Here is a 19975-nt window from a genome sequence, read left to right on the forward strand (position 1 = left end):
ATAATAGGTTTATGATTATTTTACAAGCAAATAAGATTGAACGCTCTTTTGCAGGGGAGGTTCTTTTTGATAATATCAACCTGCAAGTGGATGAACGAGATAGAATTGCCTTAGTAGGGAAAAATGGGGCTGGCAAGTCCACCCTTTTGAAGATTTTAGTTGGTGAGGAAGCTCCAAGCACTGGGGAAGTCAATAAAAAGCGGGACATGTCCCTGTCTTATTTGGCGCAGGATAGTCGCTTTGAGTCTGTCAATACCATTTACGATGAAATGCTGCATGTTTTTGATGATTTACGTCAGCAGGAGCAACGATTGCGACAGATGGAGCTGTCTATGGGGGATTTGACTGGGACGGATCTGGAAAAACTGATGACAGATTATGACCGCTTGTCAGAGGATTTCCGTCAGGCAGGCGGCTTTACCTATGAGGCAGATATTCGTGCGATTCTTAATGGTTTCAAGTTTGATGAGTCTATGTGGCAGATGAAGATAGAAGAGCTTTCGGGCGGGCAGAATACTCGACTGGCTTTAGCAAAAATGCTGTTGGAAAAGCCAGATTTATTGGTACTGGATGAGCCGACTAACCACTTAGATATAGAGACGATTGCTTGGCTAGAGAACTACTTGAGCAACTATAGCGGGGCTCTCATCATCGTCAGTCACGACCGTTATTTTCTAGACAAGGTAGCTACTGTGACGCTGGACTTGACCCAGCATTCGCTGGATCGCTATGTGGGAAATTACTCTAGTTTTGTTCAGCAAAAGGAGCAGAAACTCTTGACAGAGGCCAAGAATTATGAAAAGCAGCAGAAGGAAATTGCTGCTTTGGAGGATTTTGTTAATCGCAATCTAGTTCGGGCATCTACAACCAAACGCGCTCAATCCAGACGCAAACAGCTGGAAAAAATGGAGCGTCTGGACAAGCCAGACAGAGGCAGTCGTTCTGCTAATATGACCTTTCGCTCGGCTAAGCCTTCTGGAAATGTCGTTCTGACTGTAGAAGATGCGGCTATTGGTTATGATAGCCAAGTGTTGTCCGAGCCTATCAATCTGGATATTCGTAAATTTAACGCAGTAGCTATTGTCGGACCAAATGGTATTGGCAAAACAACTCTTATCAAGTCCATTGTAGGACAAATTCCTTTTATCCGTGGGCAGGAGCATCTGGGGGCAAATGTGGAACTGGGCTACTATGACCAGACCCAAAGCCGATTGACACCGAGCAATTCAGTCTTGGACGAACTTTGGAATGATTTTAAACTAACACCAGAAGTGGAAATCCGCAATCGTCTAGGTGCCTTTCTCTTCTCAGGAGATGATGTCAAAAAGTCTGTCAGTATGCTGTCAGGTGGGGAACGGGCGCGGCTTTTACTGGCTAAGCTATCTATGGAAAACAAGAATTTTCTGGTGCTGGACGAGCCAACCAACCACCTAGATATTGATAGTAAAGAGGTGCTGGAGAATGCCTTAATTGATTTTGACGGCACTCTGCTCTTTGTCAGTCATGACCGCTACTTTATCAACCGAGTTGCCACGCAGATTATCGAGCTTTCTGATACTGGCTCCACTCTTTATCTGGGCGATTATGACTATTATCTGGAGAAAAAAGCAGAGCTGGAAGCTTTGAGAGAGGAGAAAGCTTCCGTGGCAGAACTCGCTCAGCTTCAGCCAGTCACCAACTACCAACTCCAGAAAGAAACGCAGAAAGAAGCTCGGAAATTAGCTCGCCGTTTGGAGCAGTTAGAAGCTGAAATCGAAGAGCTGGATATGCAAACGACCGAGTTGACTACAGCTATGCAAGAGACCAATGACGCGAGTGAACTCATGGAGCTTCAGCAAAAGCTAGACCAGCTGACTGAACAGCAGGAAGCAGCCATGACAGAGTGGGAAGAAGTGGCAGAACAGGTGTAGGAGGAAAGGATACTAAACTATGTTTTATATAAATTGGGATACTACTTCATATCATAATAATGTGGAAAAAAGTCAAAAAGCACCGAATACTTTTGTGTTTTACCAAGATAATTGGGATGATCATGGTTATAATCTAACTTATACGGTATGTTATTACGATCAAAATCTGAACGAAGTATTGTTAGGAAATTATAGAATTTATAATCCAAATATTGAGAGTCAAGTTAATGAATTTGAAAAAAAATGGATATCGGTTCAAATATATAATGATATGTCAAATGGAAATTTTTATAATCTTGATAGTGAGAGGAGTCTTATAAATATAAATAGTAACTACTATTCACTTGCGCATGATATTTCCTTCTATCAAAATTTGTGTATTCTTGGATCAAGTTACTATGAAGAATTTTTAAAAGTATTTCGTGATTTAACAGTCATTGATTTGCCGAAAGAGATAAAAGAAAATGAAGGTGTTAAAAAAGCTCTGTTGAGAAATGATAGTGTAACAAATATAAAATTAAACAATAAACTAAAGGAACTTGAGAAACGTTTAAATGTTGGGAATTTTACTGATTATATTTTTACTTCTATTGATAATAATCAAGAAGAACTGAAAAGAAAGATAGAAGAAACGATTTCTGACTTAGTAAGAGAAACACCCTATTCCTACAACTTATTGAATAATTTGGTTTATAATTATGCAAATAAAAACTTTAATGATCAAGATTTAAAAGTATATGATTTCTTATCTTCTCTATTTGGGAGTAGTATTTATTTCAACTTAAAAACTGGTTTAGATTCTTGTGTTGATGAGAATTTAAGAATTATATTAAATAATGTAAATACAATTAAAAAAACACTAAGCTATAATTCTGATGATAAAAATTTTATTCACTACACATCATTAAATACTCTGAATTTTTTACTGCCTAGTAAAAACGGTAAGGATAAATCTTCCCCTAGGTTACGGTTAAGCAATGCGAGACAAATGAATGATCCAAATGAGGGATACACGTTTCTTGAACTTATAGGAGTTAAAAAAGAAGAGCTTCCTGTTACTGATTACGAAACATCGTCATTCTATTTTGCATCAATGTCGCAAATTGGAGATGGTCAAAATCTTGAGGATAGTCTTCCAATGTGGAAACAGTATGGTGATGATGCAAAGGGGGTTAATTTAACTTATCATGCAAAATATATTCAAGATTTAGTGGATGATGGTATAGAAATTTATAGAGTTTGTTATAAGGTATCAGAAGAAGAAGACGTGAAAAAAGCTATCAATAACATAAAAGATGAATTTAATAAAATTCGAAATAGAGATGATGCTGAAAAACAGCAGACATTTTTTTCAGCCTTACGTCTAATAGATAATATCCGTTATTTATTTAAAGAGGAAGATTATAGCTATGAAAATGAGTATCGGATTATTAAATCTTACGAAGGTAAGGAACATGAGATTTTTCCCTTTAAGAACGCTAATAGTGCAATTCCTGGGTTATATGTTTATCTTGATAAAGAGCTGAAATATTCCAAAATTAAATTGGGGCCTAAGTGCGAAGATATTGATTTTATTGCACCGTATATCAAATATGTTGATTCAGGGATTGAAGTAACTCAGTCAAAAATTCCATATAGATAATCGTCTGTTCTTTTCATATTACTAGAATAATTTCCTATTTTCGATTCGGACATTCTTCCCTAAGAGTAAATCTCGAACGTTTCAAACGGGGATGAGAGTTTTTTGAGCAAAAAACCTCGTCCTTCATGGAGGACGAGGCAACTTTTAAGTAATTTGCCATTTTCCACATGCGGACGAGAAGTTTTAGGGGAAAATGGCTTTGTCCAGTTTTCGGAAAGAGGTTTTTGGAGCAAATTCCGAACATTCTTGTTTCGGAAAAAGCTTTTTTGAAAAAATAATGTCGTCCGATTTTCGGACAAGAAGATTTTGACAAAAAAAGACGTGTCCAAAAGTAAAATCCGAACATTTGAAAAATATCTTCAAAAAACTAGGTTGGATTTCCAACCTAGTTTCTATTTTTGAGTTCTTTTTTGGCTTTGGCTAATTCATTTCTGAGAGAGAAATTCTTCGGCATACTGATGAGGATAGTAGTGATAGCTCCAAGTAAGACAGAGAGTAAAATTAAGAGAATCAGTGGAATTTTAAAGCGAAAGAAAATAAAACTAACGGTGACGCTTTGCATATTAGCCAAAGACAGTCCAGCGATTAGGAGGATTGCGAGCAACAGTAAAATGTAATGCATTCTTTCTTTCATCATTGGTCTCCTTTTGTATTTTATATCCCTATTCAAACTCTGCCTTGCTCTTGATGTCACCGTATTCTTCTGGGACTTCTTGAGCTAGAATGTCCTCGTAGTTGGCGAGTGGAGTATCTTGGCCATATTTATTCTTCAGGGCAGTTGTCACTAAGCGGTAGGCTAGATTGGCATTGCGGGATAGGATAGGACCGTGGAAGTAAGAGCCAAAGACATTCTTGTAGTGTACGCCTTCGCTTTGGTCTTCCTTGTTGTTTCCATTCCCATAAATAATTCTGCCGAGCGGTTTTTCGTCTTCAGATAGGAATGTCCGTCCTTGGTGATTTTCAAAACCATAATAGGTTTCGTCAAATTCATCGTTATAAATCTTGATGTCGCCGATGTAGCGGTTATTTTTTTGATTGAGAGTATAGTGTCCCATAATTCCAAGTCCCTCAATCCGCCGACCAGAAGCTTCGATATAGTATTGCCCTAGAAGCTGAAAGCCACCACAGATAGCTAGTACCACGCCGTCATGATTGATAAATTCTTCCAAGCTATCTTTTTTTGCAGGCAGATCTCGTGCCACAATGGTCTGCTCGTAGTCTTGCCCTCCGCCGAAAAATACCAAATCATAGTAATCTTTATCAAACTCATCTTCAAGTGAGACAATATCAATTTGAACGCGAGCGCCTAGTTTTTCAGCTACATATTTGAGCATGAGAATATTGCCATTGTCACCGTAGGTATTCATGAGATTGCCATAGAGATGAGCAATCTTCAAATCATAAGTATAATCCCGATTTTCAGGAGAAGTTAGTGATGTATAAACCATTAGTTCATCTCCTTTCTGACAACTTGATGAGAAGCAAGCAATTCACGGAATTCTAGCATGGCTGTATAAGTAGCTAAGATATAGGCATGCTTGGTTTCTTGGTTTTTAATTTCTTCAAAGACTTGGCTCAAATCAGCTACTTCACTGATTTGTTCAGCATTATAGCCAGTAACTCGCAAGCGGCGAGCAATCTCAGAATGACGAACCCCGCCAGCAATCATATGTGGGATATCCATGTTTAAAACCTGCTCAAAATCCGCGTCCCAAATCCAGCTCGTGTCAATACCGTCCGCGTAGTTAGCATTGAGCAAAACGGACAAGCTAAATGGATAAGGAGTTAGCTTGATCATCTCCAGAGCTTGCGTAGCTCCAACAGGATTTTTAATGAGAACCAGCGTACACTCTTTGTCGCCAATCTTGAAAGTTTCCTGACGTCCGAAAACAGCTCTACTCTTGTCAAAACCAGTCTTGATAGTGGTTGGGTCAACTCCAAAGAACTGAGCAACGGAAACGGCAGCTAAAGCATTGTAGATATTATACAGACCACCGATGTTGATGTGATAGCTTTGACCGTCAATGACAAATTCTGAACTGTTGTGATGAAGGCTGGTCAATTGGGTCAGTTTGTAGTCTAATTCAGGACGTTTAAAATCACAGTGCTCACAAATATAATCGCCTAGATTAGCATAAGTATTGAGCTTGTATTTTAAAATGTGCTGACATTTAGGACAGAGAATACCCTCCGTATTGTAATGAGCTAGCTGTGGTTCTCCTTTTTCGGTATCAAAACCATAATATTGGACCGGATTTTTGAGAGTAACAGAGTTAAATAGTGGACTGTCTCCATTTAGCAAGACGGTTGCCGTAGGAACTTTTTGAGCAGCATCCAAAATCATTTGGTAGGTCGTGTAAATCTCTCCGTAACGATCCATTTGGTCGCGGAAAATATTGGTAAAGACGAAGAGGCTCGGTTTAATGTAGTCGCAAATGCGTGAGAGACTAGCTTCATCGATTTCTAGTACGGCGATATTCTTGCCGGATTTTCCTTTTTTAGCGGTTAGGAAAGTGGTTGTAATGCCGCTAATCATATTGGCTCCGCTGGGATTGGTCACTACTTCGTCAAAAGCCTCTTTGAGGATTCCAACTGTCAGAGCAGTAGTCAAGGTTTTCCCGTTTGTCCCTGTAATCACCACTACTTCGTAATCACGTGCTAGTGTATTTAAAATGTCGTTGTCAAACTTCAGGGCAAGTTTTCCAGGCAGAGTTGAACCACGTCCCAGTTTACTTAAAACAAAATGGGAGGACTTCCCTGCAAGAGTGCCCAACATAGTATTTATCTTCATAAGAAATATTTTATCATAAAAAAGTAAAGAAGGTTACAGAAAAATATCTTGAAAAGTGATATAATAGTCAAGAACGTTTTTAGGTTGAGAAAGAGAGGACACTGAAAATGAATTTTCAGCAATTGTCCAATCTCCAATATTGGTCTAGTTTATTTTCTAGTCCTTGGAGTATTGTTACCAATATTATCGATATTGCACTGGTTGCTTGGATTTTATTTTATTTTACAAAAGCAATCGCTGGTACTAAAATTATGATTCTCGTTCGAGGGGTTTTAATCTTTGTGCTGGCTCAGATTCTTGCCAATGCCATTGGTTTAACAACGGTTTCTTGGTTGATTAATCAAGTCATTACCTATGGAGTTATTGCGGCTGTTGTGATTTTTACACCTGAGATTCGTACAGGTCTGGAAAGGCTGGGGCGTGCTACCGATTTGTTTTCGACAGCACCCATTAGCTCAGAAGAAAGAATGGTGCAGGCATTTGTCAAAGCAGTGGATTATATGAGTCCGCGGAAAATTGGGGCTCTCGTTGCTATCCAAGGTAGCAGAACCTTACAAGAATACATTGCAACAGGGATTCCTTTAGATGCCGATGTATCAGGTGAGTTGTTAATCAATATCTTCATTCCCAATACACCGCTGCATGACGGTGCTGTCATTGTAAGAGACAATAAAATAGCTGTTTCTTGCGCTTATCTTCCGCTCACAGAAAATACAGGGATTTCTAAGGAATTTGGGACACGTCACCGCGCGGCAATCGGTCTGTCAGAAGTGTCCGATGCCCTTACTTTTGTAGTATCGGAGGAAACTGGAGGTATCTCTATTACACATAATGGAGTTTTCAAGCATAATTTGACATTAGAGGAATTTGAAGCAGAATTGCGGAAAGTGCTGATCTCAGATGAACCACCAAAATTACCATTTAGAAATCGTGTGCTAGGAGGTTGGAAACATGAAAAATCGTAAACAGATTTGGTACATCATTTCTTCCATCTTTTTTGCGGGTGTTTTATTTATTTACGCCACCACGACAAATTACCAAAATAATTCAAATGCTAGACAAACAACTTCTGAAAACTATACCAACACCTTGCCTAGTGTACCAATTGATATTAAATACAATAGTGAAAAATATTTTATCAGTGGGTTTGCATCTGAAGTGTCAGTAGTGTTGACAGGATCTAATCGTGTGACTCTTGCTAGTGAAATGCAAGAAAGCACACGAAAATTCAAGGTTGTGGCAGATTTGACAAAAGCTACAGAAGGAACGAGAGAAGTACCTTTGGCGATTAAAAATTTACCTAGTGGTTTAACTGCGACTGTCACACCAGCTAAGATTACAGTGAAAGTTGGCAAGAAAGCAAGCAAGACAGTTGAAGTGAAAACAACTATCAGTTCAGCCCAGTTAGCAGATGGGTTGATGGTTGATCGCGTGACGGTTGGTGACAATAAGGTAACTGTTACAAGTGACGAAGATACGCTGGCTAAGGTCGATCATGTAGAAGCGGTAGTGCCAACTAGTGAAAAAATATCAGCTAACTATTCAGGAAATGCCCCACTACAGGCAGTTGATGCAAATGGCACAGTTTTGCCAAGTGTGATTACTCCTTATGAGACAACCATAAAAATTACTGTTAAATCATCAAGTTCGTCTTCGAGTTCGACGAGCTCATCCAAATAAAAGTATTGAAAGGATTTTATAAAAATGGGAAAATATTTCGGAACGGACGGAGTTCGTGGAGAAGCAAATGTGGAGTTAACACCAGAGTTAGCTTTTAAATTAGGGCGTTTTGGTGGTTATGTATTGAGCCAGCATGAGAAAGATGTACCCCGTGTCTTTGTAGGACGTGACACGCGTATTTCAGGAGAAATGCTGGAAAGTGCTTTAGTAGCTGGACTTCTGTCTGTTGGGATTCGTGTTTATAAGCTCGGAGTTATCGCCACACCAGGCGTTGCTTATCTGGTGAAATCTGAAAAAGCAAGTGCTGGGGTTATGATTTCAGCTAGCCATAATCCTGCACTTGACAACGGTATTAAATTCTTTGGTGGCGACGGCTATAAATTGGACGATGAGCGTGAATTAGAAATTGAAGCTCTTCTTGATGCTAAAGAAGACAATTTACCACGTCCAAGTGCGGAAGGATTAGGGACACTGATGGATTATCCAGAAGGATTGCGCAAATATCAACAATATCTCGTGTCCACTGGTCTTGATTTAGACGGAATGAAAGTTGCTCTTGATACAGCAAATGGTGCTGCTTCAACCAGTGCTCGTCAAGTATTTGCGGATTTGGGAGCTAGATTGATAGTCATTGGAGAAAATCCAGATGGGTTAAATATCAACTTGAATGTTGGCTCTACACATCCTGAAAAATTGCAAGAAACAGTCCATGAATCAGGATCAGCACTTGGTCTAGCATTTGACGGAGATAGCGATCGCTTGATTGCAGTTGATGAGAATGGTGAGATTGTCGATGGTGATAAAGTTATGTATATCATCGGGAAATACCTCTCTGAAAAAGGTTTGCTTGCTCAAAATACAATCGTAACAACCGTTATGTCAAACCTTGGTTTCCATAAAGCTTTGGATCGCGAAGGTATTAACAAGGTGATTACAGCTGTTGGTGACCGCTATGTTGTAGAAGAGATGCGCAAATCTGGTTACAATCTGGGCGGTGAGCAATCCGGTCACGTGATTATCATGGATTATAATACGACGGGTGACGGTCAGCTGACAGCTGTTCAATTGACAAAAGTGATGAAAGAAACAGGCAAGCCTTTGTCTGAATTAGCATCGGAAGTAACGATTTATCCACAAAAATTGGTCAATATCCGTGTTGAAAACAGCATGAAGGACAAGGCCATGGAAGTGCCTGCCATTAAAGCGGTGATTGAAAAAATGGAAGCGGAAATGGCTGGCAATGGTCGCATTCTTGTTCGTCCAAGCGGAACAGAACCACTTTTACGGGTCATGGCAGAAGCACCAAGCCACGAAGAAGTAGACTATTATGTTGATACAATTGCAGATATTGTACGTACTGAAATTGGTATTGAATAAAGTAAAGAAGCTCTTGTTTGTACAGCAAACGAGGCTTTTTTCTTTCTATTGCAACTTGTTTTGTCAATCAATTTTTTATATAATACAAGCAATATATGAGGTGATGATGTGAAAACAAGAGGGCTATTGGTATTGGATGTTGACAGTACCTTGATTAGAGAAGAAGGAATTGATTTGCTAGGTGCTGCAGCAGGAGTTGGTGAGCAAGTCGCAGCCATTACAGAACGGGCTATGCAAGGGGAATATGATTTTGAGACAGCTCTGATAGAACGCGTGGCCTTGCTCAAAGGACTTCCTGAAACAATTTTTAAACGAGTCTCTAAGAAAATTCATTTTACCAAAGGTGCTCAAGAGTTGATAGAAGACATGCACCGGTGTGGATACAAGGTTGGCGTTGTATCAGGCGGATTTCATGAAATGGTAGACGAATTAGCCGCGAAATTGAATGTAGATTACGTAAAAGCTAATCGTTTAGTAGTGAAAGACGGTAAGCTAACCGGCAGAGTTTTAGGAACAATTGTCACAAAAGAAGGCAAAAAAGCAATGCTAAGACAATGGGCGGAGGAAAACAATTTGACTCTTGCTCAAACCATTGCTGTAGGAGACGGTGCCAATGACCTCCCAATGATATTGACGGCAGGAATCGGGATTGCTTTTAACGCCAAGCCTCTTGTGAGAGAACAAGCGCCGTATCAAATCAATCAAACGGACTTGTATCAAGTCATAAAACTTTTGGAAGAGATAGAAAGTGAGGACTAAGTCATGCATATTTTAATTGCACCAGATTCTTTTAAAGAAAGTTTATCACCCCAAAGTGTTGCAGAGGCTATAAAAGCAGGATTTTCCAAGGCACTCCCTGAAGCGACATTTGACTTGCTACCCATTGGAGATGGTGGTGAAGGAACGATGACAGCTTTGATCGCAGCCTTGCAGTTAGACACTTATACTCACATCGTAACTGGGCCTTTCGGAGAACCTGTTTCGATGAAATATGCTCGCAAAGGAGATATAGCTCTCTTTGAAATGGCTGATTTGGTTGGTTTAGCCTCTATTTCACCAGAAAAAAGAAATCCTCTGACTCTTGATACCAGGGGATTGGGAGAGTTGATTTTGTATCTAGCCAAGGAAGGTGTGAGGCAAATCTATATTGGAGTAGGGGGCTCTGCTACCAATGATGGTGGGATTGGAATGGCAGTTGGACTGGGTTATGAATTTTTCGATAAAGACAATCATTTGCTTCAAGCAAAAGGTGCATCGTTGGGGCGTGTGGCCCGTATTTCAGCCGACAAAGTTCCTACAATTTTAGAAAATCTGGACATCCAGATTCTGACAGATGTCACGAATCCTCTCTGTGGTGAGAATGGTGCTACATACGTTTTTGGAGGACAAAAAGGATTGCCCAATCTGCTGTTTTCTCAAGTGGATCAGGCAATGGCGACATTTTATAAACAGGCTAATCCAGCAGTTTTTTCACTAGCTGGTGCAGGTGCTGGAGGAGGTATGACGGCTGGTCTGGTGACATTTGCGCATGGAAAAATTGTTTCAGGAATTGATACTTGTCTTAACTTACTTGATTTTGATAATCGTGTCAAAAAGGCTGATTTAGTCATCGTGGGTGAAGGACGAATGGATCAACAAAGTCTGGCAGGTAAAGCTCCGATTGGAGTAGCCAAAAGAACGCCTAGTAATATTCCTGTGATTGCTATTTGTGGTAGTTTAAGCGATGACTTACCTGATTTTCCGGCAGAAAACATTCAAGCTGCTTTTCCAATCATTTCTCAAGTCGAACCTCTAGCTATTACTTTAGCCAAGGCAGAAGAGAATCTCATCTGGATAGCCCAAAATATTGGAAATTTGTTGAAGATGAAAATGTAATATTTCACTCTGTTTTTTAAATATTGAGATGATGGAACAACTATCTACTTGCAATTTCGTTGAGTGAACATAGTCTCTATGCAACAGTAAAGGAAAGCATTTATGAATATTGAAAAAATGAAATACTTTATGGATTTATATGAGTGTAGAAGTTTTACGGAGACTGCAAAGAGAAATTATATTTCTCAGGCTTCTATCAGTCAATATATTACTTCTTTAGAAAAGGAATTTGATACGCAGTTTTTTGATCGTAAAGTAACACCTATTAGACCCACAAAGGCTGGCGATCGTTTTTACCAAGAAGCAAGAATTTTAGTAAAACAGTACGAGAATATGCAAGATCAGATGAAAAATCTGTCTGAAAAAATTGTGCCTAAAATTCGTTTAGCTTACACATCGGTGATTGACCTTCAGCTCCTTTTGCCATTTATCATGTTTCTAAGGGAGAAAGACATTAGGTTACAAATTGTACTTGAGAAAGTGGCTTGTAAAGATATTGATGCCTATGTCAGCAATAATCTTTGTGATTTAGCATTATCGTTTTCTGATGAATTTTCAAATTCTCACTTAACCTATATCAGCTTAAAGGAAGGTCATTATAATGCTTTAGTGAGTAGGCAACATCCTTTGTTTGAAAAAGAGCTCATTACAGTAGAAGAACTGTATCAATATCCTTTATTGATGTTAAGTGAAGAAAAAATGGGCGAAAGTTTTCATACAATGAAAGAACGGTCAATAGCAGATGGATTCTTTCCTAAAATTGAAAGAACCGTTGATGAGTTTGAAGCTAGCTTCTTTTACATCATTTCAGATAATTTAATTGGTTTTGTAACTGATGGTTATGATGTTGAAAATTTTGAAGGCATGATACGAAGCATTCCAATTGATCAGAGTCAACATTCTTATAATATTGTATTAGCTTACATAGACCAGAATCAAAACAGTGGCTTGAAGCAATTTTTAGAAACACTAAGTGAGTATCAGAAAATTCAATACCCTATTTGAAATCTTAATTGGATTTTTGAGGGCGCTTACACTATAATAGAGTTATCAAAACAAAGTGAGGAAAATCACATGAACAAACTATTATTAACTGGAGTAGATGGGAACCTAGGTGGCTTAGCAGCTGACTATCTTTTAAAACTTACAGATAAGAAAAAACTGATTTTTGGCGGATACAGCGAAGCAGCATTGGGAAAATACAGCCAGTTGGGTGTTGAGACACGCCAGATGAATTTTAATCATGCTGAAGGGTTGGCAGACAAATTTGCAGGTGCAGAGACAGTTGCCCTTATTTCAATGCCGTTTGTTGGCCCTAAACGCCAAGCAGCACATCGAAATGTAGTGGATGCAGCCAAAACAGCAGGAGTAAAGAAGATTATTTATACGTCTTTGGTCAATGCGGCTGACCCTACAAATCCAAGTGTTGAAAAAATCGACCATGCCTATACTGAAAAATATATTGAAGAATCTGGATTGGATTATATTTTCTTGCGGAATTCCCAGTATGCAGAAGCGATGATTACCAATTATTTCACTTTTGTACATGCAAATGCCCCTCTGGCAAACAGCCAAGGGGACGGGAAGATGGCTTATATTTCTCGGAAAGACTGTGCCAAGGCTGTTGCATATGCACTTCTGGCGCAGGATCTGCATTACTCTATTCAAAATATCAATGGTCCGGAGCTGTTGACTATATCAGAGTTTGTTCAAATTGGAAACCAAGTGACGGGAAACGATATTTCCTATAAAGCTATTTCTGATGAGGAAAACTATGCTATTTTTGATGCTATGGGTGTTCCTCGGACGACGGATGGCGAATTTAAAAAAGACTCGGAAGCCCCTTTTTCATCAGAAGGCATGGTTACCTTTGCGCAGGCAATTCGAGAAGGGAAGATGGATGTTTTCACCGATGATTTTGAAAAGCTGACAGGTGAAAAAGCATTGACTGTTCGTTATATGTTTGAGCATGCGGATGACTTTCAAGTAGGTGAGCGTCATTCTCAGGATAATTAGGGAGGTTGCAAGATGAGTAAGATCGTCGTGAATGGAGTTGACGGGAATTTTGGTTCTCGGGTAGCCGAGTACATTCAAAAACTTCTTCCAAAAGCGTCACTACTGTTTACAGCACCACGAGAAGAGGGATTGAAGAAATATCAAGAACTTGGTATTAAAACAGCAGTAGCAAATTTTAACTCACAGGAGGAATTAGAAAAGGTATTTCAAAATGCTGACAAAGTGCTCTTAATTTCAATGCCATTTGTTGGGAAAAATCGCAGAACTGCTCATAAAAATGTCGTTGAAGCATGTGTTAAAGCAAATGTGAAACAAATTGTATACACATCTGTTTTATCTGCTAGTCATCCATTTAACCCAAGTATTGAGAATATTGATCATAGTTATACAGAAGCTATTATTCAGAACTCAACATTGGATTATATTTTTCTTAGAAATTCACTATTTGCAGAGGCTTTCATCAGTGATTATATGCGTGCAGTAGAGGCGAATGAAAAAACTATCTCTAAAAATATGGGGGATGGACGTGTTTGGTTTATTTCTCGTCAAGATGCTGCTTTTGCGGCAAGCTGTGCATTGGCAAATGACTTGTTGCATAGAGAAGTTCTTAATATCAATGGTTTGGAACCAATCTCTTATCAAGATTTTCTTGATATTGCCAATAAAGCGACTGGAAATGTTATTACTTATACTAAATTGACGGATGAAGAGCTTTATGCATATTTTGATTCTATTGGTGTACCAAGAGATACCAATGGGGATTTTAGTCAAAGTCCTATTCAAGCAACTTCAGAAGGTATGGTTAGTTTTGGAACAACGGTAACTCAAGGATTTCTTGATGTTTCAGCAAATGACTTTGTTAAGATCACAGGGCGTAAACCTATTTCGATTGCAAAGATGTTTGAAAATATAAATGACTATTTATTAGGTGACCGTCACGTAGTTGAAGAAAGTTGAAAGAGTTAGAAGAGAGAGCGAAAATTCAATAACTGCTACGCATTTTTCCTTGAGAACCATGAGTTCATCTTTTCTTTACTCACGTAGCTCTAGGTTTGGAATTCAAGTTTTCAGTTCGTTCTTGAACTTCTTATCACTATAATTTTGAGGAAACCTAACAATGTTCAAATTGTTAGGGCTTTTCTATAAAGCTTGCAATGTTCGTATCAATATAAAAATTGATAAACTGAGAAAATTGTAATGGGACACTTATCACATCTGCCATTTTCGACTAATTTAATAAGGGATTAGAGCTAGTATTCTTTCACTTCCTTAATTTTTTCTTTTGTTGTCTAATCTCACTCCCATTTTTCTTTTTTTTATGATAAACTATATAAGAGGAGGTGTAGATATGATAAAGATTTTTGGTCAATTGCGTTATCATTGGCAGCCAGATCTTTCTCTTCTAATCATTTATTGGTCTTTATCGGTCATTCCGATTTTTATAGGTTTTGCATTTTTATTTGAGAGTTCAGAAGTTCCGTTTTTAGTTCTTTTCTCTTTCTTTCTCTTTATGGTTTTGTTAGGGATTGGCGTACATAGATATTTCACTATATACGATGACGGGATTTTGAGAATTACTACGGCAAATCCATTCACACCTTCAAAGATTGAAATTTCAACAATTCGTAAAGTGGAAGTGACAAAAACTTCTATTACTCTTTTATTTGATGGCAAAGAAAAAGGCCGTACGTTTTGTATGCGTAAGTGGCCTAAGAAGTATTTTGTAAATGCTTTGGCTTTGAATGACCATTTTAAAGGGGAAGTTGAACTAATGGACAACTTAACCCACGTAGACTATTTTGAAACCTATTATGCTCATCCTAAAAAAACTACTCTTTCTTAAGAGCTTTTGTAGGACAGTTTTTGATGGCTTCGATAACATCAGCTGTTTCAGGAACTTCCTTTTCTAGCAATTCATCATCTTGATAAAATTTGACAATGCCATTGTCGTGGTAATCAAATAAGTTAGAATAAGTTTGGCAAAGCCCGCAAGTAATGCACCGTTCAGGAATGAGTGTAACTTTCATATTCATATTGTAATCGGAATTTGGAAAAAATACAAGGAGGAAGTCATGGCAAAGGAACCATGGGAAGAAGATATTTACGACAAGGGAGAAAAAGAATTGACGAGAAGTAAAAAAACGAGCGATGTAGTGGCCAATCGTGTGTTGACAATTTTAGCGGTTATTTTTTTCATCATGGTGATTACAATTGTAGGTATGATGATTTATTTATCAACTGGCGGAAGCAGCAAAAAAGCAGCAACAGAGGGCTTTTATAATACTAAGGCTACTAGCAAACCAAGTGAAAGTTCTAGCGTTCCAGAGTCTTCTAAGGTAACAAGTGATAGCAGTCAAACGCAATCATCTGAAGGAACGCTTACTGTTCAAGCTGGAGAAGGTGAGGCGGCTATTGCTGCGCGTGCAGGGATTTCGATTGCTGAATTGGAGCGTTTAAATCCTTCTCACATGACGACAGGTGCTTGGTATGCCAATCCGGGTGATGTGGTGAAAATTCGATAGGAGTATAGAATGAAACAAATTCAAATCGCCATTGATGGTCCAGCTTCAAGCGGAAAGTCAACAGTTGCCAAGATTATTGCGAAAGATTTCGACTACACTTACTTGGATACAGGCGCTATGTATCGTGCGGCGACTTACTTAGCTTTAAAGAATGATTTATCGGCAGAAAAGTGGTCTGAAATTGTCGCATTATTAGACGCTTATCCAGTTAGTTTTGGGCGTGATAAAAATGGGGAGCAGCTTGTTTTTGTCGGAGATGTAGATGTGACGCATCCGATTCGTGAAAACGAAGTGACCAACAATGTCTCTTGGGTGTCTGCAATTCCAGAAGTACGAGAAAAGTTGGTTGATTTACAGCGAGAAATTGCAGCTCAAGGTGGTATCGTCATGGACGGCCGTGACATTGGAACGGTTGTGCTACCTCATGCGGAATTAAAAATTTTTCTCGTAGCCTCAGTTGACGAAAGAGCTGAGCGCCGGTATAAAGAAAATCGTGAAAAAGGAATTCCGACGAACTTAGAAACTCTGAAAAAAGAAATTGCAGAGCGGGACTATAAAGACAGTCACCGAGCGGTTTCTCCTTTAAAACCAGCAGCCGACGCCATTCATTTTGATACAACGGGTGTTGGAATTGCTGAAGTTGTGGCTTTTATCGAAGAAAAAGCTAAAAAAATCCTTGACAAATAATCCAAAACTTGGTATCATATAAAAGTTGAGAAAAGCAGAAGTGAGAACTTCTCGCCTTGCGACTAACGTTGTCTGGCTCTACGGATTAAGTTTCAGAAATGAAATACTATCATGTAGTGCGGGCTTGCGTTAGCAAGTCCGCTCTTGTTTTTCTCTAAAAATAAAAAAGAGGTGAAAACCATAGCAAAACAAGACTTATTCATCAATGATGAAATTCGTGTGCGTGAAGTTCGTTTGATCGGTCTTGATGGTGAACAATTAGGCATTAAACCACTTAGCGAAGCGCAAGCAATTGCTGACGATGCAAATGTGGACCTTGTTCTAATTCAACCACAAGCTAAACCACCTGTTGCGAAAATTATGGACTACGGAAAGTTCAAATTTGAGTATCAGAAAAAACAAAAAGAACAGCGCAAAAAACAAAGTGTTGTTACTGTGAAAGAAGTTCGTCTCAGTCCAACGATTGATAAAGGTGACTTTGATACAAAACTTCGCAACGCACGCAAGTTCCTTGAAAAAGGAAATAAAGTGAAGGTTTCTATTCGCTTTAAAGGGCGGATGATTACTCACAAAGAAATCGGAGCTAAAGTATTAGCCGACTTTGCTCAAGCAACGCAAGACATTGCGATTATTGAGCAGAGAGCTAAAATGGATGGACGTCAAATGTTCATGCAATTAGCACCAATCCCTGACAAAAAGTAATCTGTCAGAAGTTAGAAAAAGGAGAAAAATATCATGCCAAAACAAAAAACACACCGCGCATCAGCTAAACGTTTCAAACGTACAGGTTCTGGTGGCTTGAAACGTTTCCGTGCTTACACTTCTCACCGTTTCCACGGAAAAACAAAAAAACAACGTCGTCATCTTCGTAAAGCAGCAATGGTGCATTCAGGAGATTTCAAACGTATCAAAGCAATGCTGACAGGTCTTAAATAAGAGATTTTGTAGCAGATTATTCTAGGAAATATTGGAGGAAATATAAATGGCACGTGTTAAAGGTGGCGTTGTATCACGCAAACGTCGTAAACGTATTTTAAAATTAGCTAAAGGTTACTATGGTGCAAAACACATCTTGTTCCGTACAGCAAAAGAACAAGTAATGAATTCTTACTACTATGCATACCGTGACCGTCGTCAAAAGAAACGTGATTTCCGCAAATTGTGGATTACACGTATCAATGCGGCAGCTCGTATGAATGGTTTGTCATATTCACAATTGATGCATGGTTTGAAATTGGCTGAAATTGAAGTCAACCGTAAAATGCTTGCGGACCTAGCTGTCAACGATGTAGCAGCTTTCACAGCTCTTGCAGATGCAGCTAAAGCAAAATTAGGTAAATAATGAAAAATAGGCTGGGAGAATGTTTCCAGCCTTAAATTATACTGTGTCATAGACCAACGACGCAATGGTTGATTGTTCAAAGGAGAGCCTTGAGATTGCAAGATAGAATGTGCGAAACAAATCTCAGGGCTATTTGTTTTTTAACTCAGCAACTTTATAGGAGCGGGATGGGATTAAATTTTTGTTTAGTTCGATCCCACTCCTTATTTTTTCTTCATAGCTGAAGCTGGAGAAAATTCGTGATTTAGGATATAATGGAAAAAAGCAAAGGAGGATGTTATGGCTTCGAAAATGTTGCATACGTGCTTGCGAGTGGAAAATCTAGAAAAATCTATTGCATTTTATGCAGATGCATTTGGATTTAAAGAATTACGGCGCAAGGACTTCCCAGAACATCAATTTACAATTGTTTATTTGGGGCTTGAAGGTGATGAGTATGAGTTAGAATTGACTTATAATTATGGACACGGACCTTATGTGATTGGCGATGGATTTGCTCATGTAGCTTTGAGTACGGCTGATTTGCTACAGCTTCACGCTGAACACACTGCTAAAGGATATGAGGTTACACAGCCAAATGGACTTCCTGGAACAAAGCCGAATTATTACTTTATTAAGGATCCGGATGGTTATAAAGTTGAAGTGATTCAAGAAAAAACTTTATAAGTTTGTAAATAATTGCAAATGAAAGGCTTGAAACTATTTTAGCCTTTTTTAGTATGTAAAGTCTTTTTTAAACGAAAGAGACGAGGTAGAAAGGTAGTGTAGTGAAAAAAATACTTCTCATTGTCCTAAATGTCGCTTTTTTAATGATTATTATTTTTGGGAGTTTTCGGATTAGAAAATTACTGCAAGAAAGAAAATTAAATCAACAAATTTCACAAGTTCTGAAAAGGGCAGATACAAAATATCATCAGGGTTCAGTACGAAAGCAAACAGGACGTGTAGGAAGTCGGCTCATTACGTCTTACTATCCATTAACAGAGAGTAAGCAAGATATTGGTGTTATTAAAGAGAAAATCAATGCCGATATTCAGAAATTTTCAGATAAACAAAGTCAAGCATCGCAATACGATAAACTTATTTTTTATGTGAGTCATTTTACAGAGACAAATTTTTCTGGAGTAAAGCAAGCTGAAATCAAGCGAATCTCTTATCCAGTGTTGACTACGAAAGTTGGAAAGGCTAGAGAAGAGGTTTTGGACTCGCTTTACATGTCGTCTGACAATAAATTGTTTAGCTTAAATCGACTTTTTAAAAATGTTGAGCAAGCCAAAAAGTTATTGCTAGAAGAAATGCGGCAGCAAATCACCACTCTCCATAAAACAAAAGAGCAGAAGATTCTGCAGGAATTTCAAGCAAAGGATATCTCTCAATGGATATTCAGTTATGAAAAAGGAAAACTCAAGCTATTTTATAAAAACAATGAACGAGTTTCAAATATGGAAATTGCCTTACCAGCCTTATATGAGGTAATTGATGAGCATTATTTAAAGGGAGAGGATTTGGCAGCTTATCAGTCCTATCAAGCTAAAAAACAGCAAAAATTAGTAGCTTTGACGTTTGACGATGGTCCCAATGCAGCAACGACATCGCAGGCTTTGGATATTTTAGCCAAATACCATGTCAAAGGAACTTTTTTCATGTTGGGGAAAAATGTAGCTGGAAATGAGCAACTTATCAAACGTGTTCATGATGAGGGGCATGAGATTGGCAATCATAGTTGGAGTCATCCGCAGTTACCAACTCTTTCTCTTGAACAAGCTAAAAAACAGATTGAGGATACACAAGCAGCACTACGGGCTGTTATCGGAGAGAGTCCAAAAATGATGCGTCCGCCCTATGGAGCTATCAACGATACAATCCGAAATGCTGTTGATATGTCTTTCATCATGTGGAATGTGGATAGCTTGGATTGGAAAAATCGTAATACTGGGTCTATCATGGAGCAAGTGAAAAAGCAGACTTGTCCGGGATCAATTATTTTAATGCATGATATTCATCAAACAACCATTAATGCCTTGCCGAGTGTGATTGAATATTTGCAAAAGAATGGGTACACTTTGGTTACAGTTAGTGAACTTCTGAATCATCGATTGGAAGGACATCAGCTGTATTACGGTGCAAATTAGA

At 38.6% G+C, this 19975-nt stretch carries 22 protein-coding genes and 1 other annotated feature; of the genes, 18 read left to right on the forward strand and 4 right to left on the reverse strand.

All coding sequences use genetic code 11. From position 1 onward, the window contains the following. Positions 1 to 11 precede the first annotated feature (11 nt). A complete protein-coding gene (locus EL087_RS03380; RefSeq protein WP_126406843.1) occupies positions 12 to 1910 on the forward strand; it encodes an ABC-F family ATP-binding cassette domain-containing protein in 1899 nt (632 codons plus the stop codon). A 61-nt stretch (positions 1911 to 1971) separates the two neighbouring features. Further along, the gene (locus EL087_RS03385; RefSeq protein WP_232008258.1) at positions 1972 to 3552 is read left to right on the forward strand and encodes a DUF2971 domain-containing protein; all 1581 of its coding nucleotides are present in this window, start codon (positions 1972 to 1974) and stop codon (positions 3550 to 3552) included. A gap of 385 nt (positions 3553 to 3937) precedes the next feature. On the opposite strand, the gene EL087_RS03390 is transcribed toward EL087_RS03385, so the two are convergent. The 3 genes from EL087_RS03390 to murT are packed head-to-tail and all read right to left on the reverse strand — an operon-like array spanning position 3938 to position 6343. Further along, a complete protein-coding gene (locus EL087_RS03390) occupies positions 3938 to 4186 on the reverse strand; it encodes a LapA family protein (protein WP_126408129.1) in 249 nt (82 codons plus the stop codon). Between the two features lie 28 nt (positions 4187 to 4214). Next, positions 4215 to 5000 (reverse strand): lipid II isoglutaminyl synthase subunit GatD, encoded by a 786-nt coding sequence (gene gatD / locus EL087_RS03395; protein WP_126406847.1) that lies wholly within the window; start codon positions 4998 to 5000, stop codon positions 4215 to 4217. Beyond that, positions 5000 to 6343, reverse strand: coding sequence for a lipid II isoglutaminyl synthase subunit MurT (murT, locus tag EL087_RS03400; protein ID WP_126406849.1), 1344 nt, complete (start codon positions 6341 to 6343; stop codon positions 5000 to 5002). The genes gatD and murT overlap by 1 nt, the downstream gene beginning before the upstream one ends. 107 nt (positions 6344 to 6450) lie before the next feature. Here murT and cdaA point away from each other — a divergent pair, with 107 nt between their 5' ends. The 9 genes from cdaA to EL087_RS03445 all read left to right on the forward strand — a co-directional run bounded on the left by cdaA (position 6451) and on the right by EL087_RS03445 (position 15134). Next, on the forward strand, positions 6451 to 7308 hold the full coding sequence (gene cdaA / locus EL087_RS03405) for a diadenylate cyclase CdaA (protein ID WP_126406851.1): 858 nt from the start codon (positions 6451 to 6453) through the stop codon (positions 7306 to 7308). Further along, positions 7295 to 8023: a YbbR-like domain-containing protein gene (locus tag EL087_RS03410; RefSeq protein WP_021001550.1), complete on the forward strand. Its 729-nt coding sequence runs from the start codon at positions 7295 to 7297 to the stop codon at positions 8021 to 8023. The genes cdaA and EL087_RS03410 overlap by 14 nt, the downstream gene beginning before the upstream one ends. 24 nt (positions 8024 to 8047) lie before the next feature. Then, positions 8048 to 9400 carry a phosphoglucosamine mutase gene (gene glmM / locus EL087_RS03415; RefSeq protein WP_126406853.1) on the forward strand — a complete coding sequence of 451 codons (1353 nt, stop codon included), beginning with the start codon at positions 8048 to 8050 and terminating at the stop codon, positions 9398 to 9400. A 108-nt stretch (positions 9401 to 9508) separates the two neighbouring features. Beyond that, a complete protein-coding gene (serB, locus tag EL087_RS03420; protein WP_126406855.1) occupies positions 9509 to 10159 on the forward strand; it encodes a phosphoserine phosphatase SerB in 651 nt (216 codons plus the stop codon). Between the two features lie 3 nt (positions 10160 to 10162). After that, a complete protein-coding gene (locus EL087_RS03425; RefSeq protein WP_126406857.1) occupies positions 10163 to 11275 on the forward strand; it encodes a glycerate kinase in 1113 nt (370 codons plus the stop codon). A 102-nt stretch (positions 11276 to 11377) separates the two neighbouring features. Beyond that, entirely contained in the window at positions 11378 to 12280 is a 903-nt protein-coding gene (locus EL087_RS03430) for a LysR family transcriptional regulator (RefSeq protein ID WP_126406859.1), read from the forward strand. 69 nt (positions 12281 to 12349) lie between these two features. Continuing rightward, positions 12350 to 13291 (forward strand): NmrA family NAD(P)-binding protein, encoded by a 942-nt coding sequence (locus EL087_RS03435; protein ID WP_126406861.1) that lies wholly within the window; start codon positions 12350 to 12352, stop codon positions 13289 to 13291. 12 nt (positions 13292 to 13303) lie between these two features. Then, the gene (locus EL087_RS03440; protein WP_126406863.1) at positions 13304 to 14248 is read left to right on the forward strand and encodes an NAD(P)H-binding protein; all 945 of its coding nucleotides are present in this window, start codon (positions 13304 to 13306) and stop codon (positions 14246 to 14248) included. A 391-nt stretch (positions 14249 to 14639) separates the two neighbouring features. Next, positions 14640 to 15134 (forward strand): EbsA family protein, encoded by a 495-nt coding sequence (locus tag EL087_RS03445; RefSeq protein WP_022525091.1) that lies wholly within the window; start codon positions 14640 to 14642, stop codon positions 15132 to 15134. On the opposite strand, the gene EL087_RS03450 is transcribed toward EL087_RS03445, so the two are convergent. After that, positions 15121 to 15318 carry a ferredoxin gene (locus EL087_RS03450; protein WP_126408131.1) on the reverse strand — a complete coding sequence of 66 codons (198 nt, stop codon included), beginning with the start codon at positions 15316 to 15318 and terminating at the stop codon, positions 15121 to 15123. The genes EL087_RS03445 and EL087_RS03450 overlap by 14 nt on opposite strands. 45 nt (positions 15319 to 15363) lie before the next feature. On the opposite strand from EL087_RS03450, the gene EL087_RS03455 reads away from it, so the two are divergent. The 7 genes from EL087_RS03455 (at position 15364) to EL087_RS03485 (ending at position 19974) form a co-directional block, all read left to right on the forward strand. Further along, entirely contained in the window at positions 15364 to 15813 is a 450-nt protein-coding gene (locus EL087_RS03455; protein ID WP_126406865.1) for an SAG1386/EF1546 family surface-associated protein, read from the forward strand. 9 nt (positions 15814 to 15822) lie between these two features. After that, positions 15823 to 16500, forward strand: a complete 678-nt coding sequence (gene cmk, locus EL087_RS03460; RefSeq protein ID WP_126406867.1) for a (d)CMP kinase — start codon at positions 15823 to 15825, stop codon at positions 16498 to 16500. Between the two features lie 26 nt (positions 16501 to 16526). Next, positions 16527 to 16656 (forward strand) — a sequence feature (ribosomal protein L20 leader region). A gap of 15 nt (positions 16657 to 16671) precedes the next feature. Beyond that, a complete protein-coding gene (infC, locus tag EL087_RS03465; protein WP_003025051.1) occupies positions 16672 to 17202 on the forward strand; it encodes a translation initiation factor IF-3 in 531 nt (176 codons plus the stop codon). A 33-nt stretch (positions 17203 to 17235) separates the two neighbouring features. Next, positions 17236 to 17436: a 50S ribosomal protein L35 gene (rpmI, locus tag EL087_RS03470; protein WP_003025048.1), complete on the forward strand. Its 201-nt coding sequence runs from the start codon at positions 17236 to 17238 to the stop codon at positions 17434 to 17436. A 46-nt stretch (positions 17437 to 17482) separates the two neighbouring features. Next, a complete protein-coding gene (gene rplT / locus EL087_RS03475) occupies positions 17483 to 17842 on the forward strand; it encodes a 50S ribosomal protein L20 (protein WP_003027551.1) in 360 nt (119 codons plus the stop codon). 279 nt (positions 17843 to 18121) lie between these two features. Beyond that, a complete protein-coding gene (locus tag EL087_RS03480; protein ID WP_003040302.1) occupies positions 18122 to 18508 on the forward strand; it encodes a VOC family protein in 387 nt (128 codons plus the stop codon). Between the two features lie 101 nt (positions 18509 to 18609). Continuing rightward, entirely contained in the window at positions 18610 to 19974 is a 1365-nt protein-coding gene (locus tag EL087_RS03485; RefSeq protein WP_126406869.1) for a polysaccharide deacetylase family protein, read from the forward strand. Position 19975 lies beyond the last annotated feature (1 nt).

The organism is Streptococcus milleri (assembly GCF_900636525.1).
In the GTDB taxonomy this organism is placed as follows: domain Bacteria; phylum Bacillota; class Bacilli; order Lactobacillales; family Streptococcaceae; genus Streptococcus; species Streptococcus hominis.

Excerpts from the sequence above, each read along its gene's own strand:
- EL087_RS03380 (WP_126406843.1), top strand. The coding sequence starts at position 12 with ATGATTATTTTACAAGCAAATAAGATTGAACGCTCTTTTGCAGGGGAG.
- gatD (WP_126406847.1), bottom strand. The coding sequence starts at position 5,000 with ATGGTTTATACATCACTAACTTCTCCTGAAAATCGGGATTATACTTAT.
- cdaA (WP_126406851.1), top strand. The coding sequence starts at position 6,451 with ATGAATTTTCAGCAATTGTCCAATCTCCAATATTGGTCTAGTTTATTT.
- EL087_RS03410 (WP_021001550.1), top strand. The coding sequence starts at position 7,295 with ATGAAAAATCGTAAACAGATTTGGTACATCATTTCTTCCATCTTTTTT.
- EL087_RS03425 (WP_126406857.1), top strand. The coding sequence starts at position 10,163 with ATGCATATTTTAATTGCACCAGATTCTTTTAAAGAAAGTTTATCACCC.
- EL087_RS03445 (WP_022525091.1), top strand. The coding sequence starts at position 14,640 with ATGATAAAGATTTTTGGTCAATTGCGTTATCATTGGCAGCCAGATCTT.
- rpmI (WP_003025048.1), top strand. The coding sequence starts at position 17,236 with ATGCCAAAACAAAAAACACACCGCGCATCAGCTAAACGTTTCAAACGT.
- EL087_RS03455 (WP_126406865.1), top strand. The coding sequence starts at position 15,364 with ATGGCAAAGGAACCATGGGAAGAAGATATTTACGACAAGGGAGAAAAA.
- EL087_RS03440 (WP_126406863.1), top strand. The coding sequence starts at position 13,304 with ATGAGTAAGATCGTCGTGAATGGAGTTGACGGGAATTTTGGTTCTCGG.
- cmk (WP_126406867.1), top strand. The coding sequence starts at position 15,823 with ATGAAACAAATTCAAATCGCCATTGATGGTCCAGCTTCAAGCGGAAAG.
- EL087_RS03435 (WP_126406861.1), top strand. The coding sequence starts at position 12,350 with ATGAACAAACTATTATTAACTGGAGTAGATGGGAACCTAGGTGGCTTA.
- glmM (WP_126406853.1), top strand. The coding sequence starts at position 8,048 with ATGGGAAAATATTTCGGAACGGACGGAGTTCGTGGAGAAGCAAATGTG.
- rplT (WP_003027551.1), top strand. The coding sequence starts at position 17,483 with ATGGCACGTGTTAAAGGTGGCGTTGTATCACGCAAACGTCGTAAACGT.
- murT (WP_126406849.1), bottom strand. The coding sequence starts at position 6,343 with ATGAAGATAAATACTATGTTGGGCACTCTTGCAGGGAAGTCCTCCCAT.
- EL087_RS03450 (WP_126408131.1), bottom strand. The coding sequence starts at position 15,318 with ATGAAAGTTACACTCATTCCTGAACGGTGCATTACTTGCGGGCTTTGC.
- EL087_RS03390 (WP_126408129.1), bottom strand. The coding sequence starts at position 4,186 with ATGAAAGAAAGAATGCATTACATTTTACTGTTGCTCGCAATCCTCCTA.
- EL087_RS03430 (WP_126406859.1), top strand. The coding sequence starts at position 11,378 with ATGAATATTGAAAAAATGAAATACTTTATGGATTTATATGAGTGTAGA.
- EL087_RS03480 (WP_003040302.1), top strand. The coding sequence starts at position 18,122 with ATGGCTTCGAAAATGTTGCATACGTGCTTGCGAGTGGAAAATCTAGAA.